5 protein-coding genes are annotated in these 5,214 nt (G+C 66.3%); 3 read left to right on the top strand and 2 right to left on the bottom strand.

Annotation, left to right across the window (positions count from 1 at the left end):
* The first annotated feature begins 77 nt into the window (after window positions 1-77).
* Together QMX79_RS19885 and QMX79_RS19880 are read left to right on the top strand one after the other, a co-directional pair.
* Window positions 78-1,184, top strand: a complete 1,107-nt coding sequence (locus tag QMX79_RS19885) for a GDSL-type esterase/lipase family protein (RefSeq protein ID WP_282248316.1) — start codon at window positions 78-80, stop codon at window positions 1,182-1,184.
* 168 nt (window positions 1,185-1,352) lie between these two features.
* On the top strand, window positions 1,353-2,555 hold the full coding sequence (locus QMX79_RS19880) for a Fic/DOC family N-terminal domain-containing protein (protein WP_282248315.1): 1,203 nt from the start codon (window positions 1,353-1,355) through the stop codon (window positions 2,553-2,555).
* Window positions 2,556-2,584: 29 nt separating this feature from the next.
* Here QMX79_RS19880 and phhA read toward each other — a convergent pair whose 3' ends face one another.
* Window positions 2,585-3,481, bottom strand: coding sequence for a phenylalanine 4-monooxygenase (phhA, locus tag QMX79_RS19875; protein WP_282248314.1), 897 nt, complete (start codon window positions 3,479-3,481; stop codon window positions 2,585-2,587).
* A gap of 127 nt (window positions 3,482-3,608) precedes the next feature.
* On the opposite strand from phhA, the gene QMX79_RS19870 reads away from it, so the two are divergent.
* A complete protein-coding gene (locus QMX79_RS19870; protein ID WP_068848115.1) occupies window positions 3,609-4,091 on the top strand; it encodes an Lrp/AsnC family transcriptional regulator in 483 nt (160 codons plus the stop codon).
* A 27-nt stretch (window positions 4,092-4,118) separates the two neighbouring features.
* On the opposite strand, the gene QMX79_RS19865 is transcribed toward QMX79_RS19870, so the two are convergent.
* Window positions 4,119-5,114: a patatin-like phospholipase family protein gene (locus QMX79_RS19865; protein WP_282248313.1), complete on the bottom strand. Its 996-nt coding sequence runs from the start codon at window positions 5,112-5,114 to the stop codon at window positions 4,119-4,121.
* Between the last annotated feature and the right edge of the window lie 100 nt (window positions 5,115-5,214).

The following is a 5,214-nucleotide window of genomic DNA, read 5'->3' as shown; positions in this document are numbered from 1 at the left end:
GCGCCGGGCTCTGCCCGGCCCACGTAACCTGACATCATGCGACCGCCGGGCAGGGCCCGGCGCTACGGGGCACGAACATGCTGCGTCCTTCGTTGTTGCTGTCGTTGCTTCTCCTTGCGACCGCCGCGCACGCGGCGCCGCACCGCATCTTCATCGCCGGCGATTCCACCGCCGCCGATTACGGCCCCGAACGTGCGCCGCTGATGGGCTGGGGCCAGGCCCTGCCAAGCTACCTGGACCCCGCTGTCTGGCAGGTCCGCAATCACGCCAAGGCCGGCCGCAGTGCCCGCAGTTTCATCGAGGAAAAGCGCCTCGACGCCATCGCCGCCGAGCTCCAACCGGGCGACGTGCTGCTGATCCAGTTCGGCCACAACGACGCCAAGTTCGAAGACCCCACGCGCTACGACGACCCGGACACCGCCTACCCGCAGTACCTGATGCGCTATGTGCAGTTGGCCCGCGACAAGCGCGCCACGCCGGTACTGATCACCCCCGTGGCAAGGCTGCTGTACGACTTCGGTTCGCTGCTGGACACGCACGGGCTCTACACCCAGGCGGTGAAGCAGCTGGCCGCGCGCGAACAGGTGGCGCTGATCGACCTCAACGCCAGCTCCACCCGCTGGATCCGCGCGCTGGGCGAGCAGGGCGCCAAGCCCTACTTCATGTTCGTGCCCGAACAGAACAAGGCGGACGGCACCCACTTCAGCACCGCCGGCGCCACCGCCGTGGCCTGCCTGGTGCTGCGCGACTGGGTGGCGTTGACGCCCGGGCTGAAACCGGCCTTGAAGCGCGACATCGATTGCGACGTAAGCCAGCCGGCAGGGCAGGGCAGCGACCCGGCCAGGCCCTCGCGCGTGGTCCACGAGCGCGATATCGGCATTTCGCAGCCGGGCCCGCATGGCGGCGCCGGGCCGACCACCGCCTACCCGTTCTTCGCCGACGACAAGGACCTGCCGTTCGTGCTGCGCAAGCGCGTGCTGCACAAGGGCGCGGGCATCGGCCTGCACCCGCAGCACAAGGACGAGATCTATTACATCGTCAGCGGGCAGGGCAGCTACGTGCTGGATGGCAAGCAGTACGACGTGGCGGCCGGCGACGCCCTGCTGACCCGGGTGGGCAGCCTGCATGCGCTGCAGCAGCGCGGGGAGCAGGATCTGGTGGTGCTGCTGGCGTATCCGCGGTGAGAGCGCAGCCGGGCAGGGCCCGGCTCTACCGACGTTAACCTTCAAAAGCTTCTTAGTCTTTTGAAGTTTAGTCAGGTAAACTTCAAAAGACCCTGATGTTTTTGAAGGATGGCGCGCTAAACTTCAAAAGCGTACAGTGCTTTTGAAGTTCAGGCCTCGGAGGGTTCCATGCGACGGGAAGACATAGCGGTCCCGCTGCGCCAGTACCTGGTGCCCGTCGAAGGCCGGCCGAATCTGGTGGCCATGACAGCCCCGCCCACCCCGCGCAGGCTGCCTCCAGGGCAGTCGGGCAACCGCCAGCTGTTCGTCGACGCCAACGCGGGCCTGGCCCGGCTGGAACAGGCCATGCGGCAATGGCCGACCCCTGACCTGGTCACCCGCACCTTGGCGCGACGCGAAGCCGTGCAGAGCTCCCAGATCGAAGGGACCCAGACCGACCTGGACCAGTTGCTGGTGTACGAAGCAACACTTGGCCTCGACGGCCTGCCCGCCGACGTGGTGGTCACCGAGCGCTACGTGCAGGCGCTGCAGGACGGCCTGGAAGCAGTGAGGGAGCGGGGTAGATCCGCCATCGACCTTGCGCTGGTCAACCACCTGCACGCAGTGCTCATGCAGGACACACCGGAGGACTTCCCAAAGGGCAGTTATCGGCAGGAACAGGCCGTCATCGGCCCGTTGGGAGGACGTCCTGAAGACGCACGCTTCGTTCCTTCGCCGCCGGATCGGATCGGCGAGGCGATGCAGGAACTGGAACGCCAGATGCTGCAGTACCAGGCGGCGGAAGACGAACAGTTCGAACTGAACATCCTCGCGCAGCTCGCCATCGCACACGCCCAGTTCGAAACCATCCATCCGTACAAGGATGGCAATGGACGCACCGGTCGGCTGCTGATGCCGCTGATACTGGCGGCAGAAGGGTATCCACCGCTGTACCTGTCCGGCGCATTGCTCCGCAGCAAGGACACCTACTACGACGCGCTCAACCAGGTGCAGATCAAAGGCAACTGGGTACCGTGGATGGACATGGTCTCCAGGGCCGTGGTGGAGTCGGCCAACGATGCGATCGCCATAGCCGAGGACATGCAATCGCTCGTAGCGGAGTGGTCGGAGAAGGTAAGCCGCTATCGCGGTGATTCCGTTGCGCGTCGACTTCCGGCGCTGCTGGTGGGCCATCCGGTGGTCACGGCGTCACAGGTTGCTTCGCTGCTGGAGGTGTCTGACCGGTCAGCGCTTACCGGCATCTATGCGCTGGAGGAAGCCGGCATCCTGTCGAAGGGCAGCGAGAAGAAGTGGGGCAGGACTTACCACGCCCACGCCGTGCTCAGGCGACTCAACCAGCCACCGTTGCGCGTGGCCCAGCGACCTCGCTGAAAGCAGCCGGGCAGGGCCCGGCGCTACGGTCAAACGTCGCCGCCTTCCGCCCAGCCTTCGCCGGTGCCCTTCTGGTACACGCCGTCGCCGTCCTGCACGTCGCCGGCCGGCAGGTGCTCCTGCGTTTCCAGCGCGGCGTAGATCGGGGTGAAGTCCGGCGCGGTCGCTTCCATCAACTGCTCGTAGCTGTCGATGACGAAGTAGGTCTTCTGGAAGGTGTCGATGCGGTAGCGGGTGCGCATGATGCGCTCCAGGTCGAACCCGATCCGGTTCGGCGCGGCCGATTCCAGCGAGTACAGCGATTCACCCTTGGAAGAGACGATGCCCGCGCCGTAGATGCGCAGCCCTTCAGGCGTGTTGATCAGCCCGAACTCCACCGTGTACCAGTACAGGCGGGTGAGGTGCTGCAGCGCTTCGGGGCCGATCGCGTGCGCCTTGACCCCACCGCGGCCGTAGGCGGCCATGTAATCGGCGAACACCGGGTTCATCAGCAGCGGCACGTGCCCGAACAGGTCGTGGAACATGTCGGGTTCGGCGATGTAGTCGATCTGGTCCGGGCGCCGGATCCACCAGGTGACCGGGAAACGGCGGTTGGCCAGGTGGTCGAAGAAATCCAGTTCCGGCAGCAGGCCTTCCACGCCGACCAGGGTCCAGCCGGTGGCGGCGCCCAGCACTTCGTTGAGCTGGTCGAAGCGCGGAATCATGTGCGCGTTCATGCCCATCTCGTCCTGCGCCTGCAGGAACTCCTTGCTGGCGCGGCCCACCAGCAGCTCACGCTGGCGCTGGTAGAGCGTGCTCCAGGTGGCGTGGTCGTCGGCGGTGTAGCTGTCCCACGGCTGTTCCACCACGGCGGTGGTGTACACCGGCACGTAGCCCTTGTCGGTCTGCTGGTGTTCGACGCGGCGGGGGGCGGTGGCGGTTTCCATCGAGGTGGGCTCCTGGGAAGTGACCCCTTGATGCTAGGGCAGGGCGCGCGCAAGAGGATTGCAAAGTTGCACGGATCTCCCGATCTGGCGCAATATCGTTGCGTCCAATCAATGTTGCGGAGCAGCAATGTCCGGAGATGCCCAGTTCGACCGCACGGATCTGCGTCTTCTGGCGGAGATCCAGCAACATGGCCGCGCCACCAACGCCGAACTGGCGGCGCGGGTGAACCTGTCCCCGTCAGCCTGCCTGCGGCGGGTACAGCGGCTGGAGAGCGAGGGGGTCATCGCCGGCTACGGCGCGCGGCTGGAACCGCGCCGGATCGGGCTGGGGCTGCAGGCCTTCGTGCGCGTGCAGCTGGAAAAGCACGACCAGCACGCCATCGGCGTGTTCGCCGACAGCGTGGTGGACTGGGATGAAGTGGTGGCCTGCCATGCGCTGACCGGCGACATGGATTACCTGCTGCACATCTATGTGCGCGACCTGGAGCATTTCTCCAGCTTCCTGTTGGACAAGCTGCTCAATGCCGCAGGCGTGGCCGACGTGAATTCCAGTTTCGTGCTGCGCACGGTGAAGGACTTCAGGGCCTTGCCATTGTCGCAACTCGAATAGGCGACGGCAGCCACGCAGGGCGTGGCGCTACGCGCACTTCTCTTTTCGGCCCATCAGTTTTCCCACGCGCGAGGGCTCGTCGCACTTCGGCGGCGGCGGTGGCGGGGCCAGTGCAGCGGCGCGGGCCTTCTGCAGCTGCTGGATCTTGGCGCGGATCTGCGGCATCGCGGCCATGGCGGCCTTCTCGCCTTCCAGGATCGCGTAGCCGCGCTGGCTGAAATCGGCTGCGCCGATGTCCAGCACCTTGGGGCGGATGATGATGTCCGCGCGCGCCAGCTCCTGCTCGCCCAGGCGCTGGCCCATGATCGAGATGGACTGGTTGACGATGCCCAGCATGCCGGTCGGCGACTTGCCGCTGGCCTTGCTGGAAATATCCACGGCGATGACGAAGTCCGCGCCCAGCTGGCGCGCGGCATCCACCGGCACCGGGCTGACCACGCCGCCGTCGACGAACAGGTTGCTGCCGATCTTCACCGGCTCGAACACACCCGGGATGCTGCTCGAAGCGCGCACGGCCTGGCCGACGTTGCCGCGCACGAATACCGCGCGGTCGCCGGTATCGAGGTTGGTGGCCACGGCGGCGAACGGCTTCTTCAGCTTTTCGGCCGGCTTGTTGTTCACTTGCGCATTGACGTAATCCTGCAGCTTCTGGCCCTGCACCAGGCCGCCGGAGAACAGGCGCACGTCGCGGATGCTGGCCTCATCCAGGGCCACGGCCTTGGACTGCATCTGGAACGCGTCCATGCCGCTGGCATACAGCGCGCCGACCACGCTGCCGGCGCTGGTGCCGGACACCACGACCGGTTCGAAGCCATTCGCTTCCAGCATCTTGATTACGCCGATATGCGCGAAGCCCTTGGCCGCGCCGCCGCCAAGCGCGATGCCGATCTTCACCGGCTTGGCCGGCACCACCGTGGTCGCCACCGGCGGCGGGGTCGGGCGAACGGCTTCGCCACCGCAGCCAGCCAGCAGGCCGAGCAGGGCAACGGACAGCGTGAGACGGGTGCGGCGGAAGGCGTTCATGGGCGTGGCGAAATGTGAATGGGCGATAGCATACCGGTAGTGCCGGCCCATGGCCGGAAGCCACGCAATGCACGGTTATGCGAGGTTGCCGGCCATGGGC

The organism is Stenotrophomonas sp. PS02300, assembly GCF_029959395.1.
GTDB classification, from domain to species: Bacteria; Pseudomonadota; Gammaproteobacteria; order Xanthomonadales; family Xanthomonadaceae; genus Stenotrophomonas; species Stenotrophomonas maltophilia_AD.
The sequence above is the reverse complement of the archived record's forward strand: the minus strand, read 5'-3'. Positions and strand labels throughout refer to the sequence as shown.

Bases quoted from the DNA above. Each gene is read 5' to 3' on its own strand.
- QMX79_RS19885 (WP_282248316.1), top strand. From the start codon at position 78: ATGCTGCGTCCTTCGTTGTTGCTGTCGTTGCTTCTCCTTGCGACCGCC.
- QMX79_RS19880 (WP_282248315.1), top strand. From the start codon at position 1,353: ATGCGACGGGAAGACATAGCGGTCCCGCTGCGCCAGTACCTGGTGCCC.
- phhA (WP_282248314.1), bottom strand. From the start codon at position 3,481: ATGGAAACCGCCACCGCCCCCCGCCGCGTCGAACACCAGCAGACCGAC.
- QMX79_RS19870 (WP_068848115.1), top strand. From the start codon at position 3,609: ATGTCCGGAGATGCCCAGTTCGACCGCACGGATCTGCGTCTTCTGGCG.
- QMX79_RS19865 (WP_282248313.1), bottom strand. From the start codon at position 5,114: ATGAACGCCTTCCGCCGCACCCGTCTCACGCTGTCCGTTGCCCTGCTC.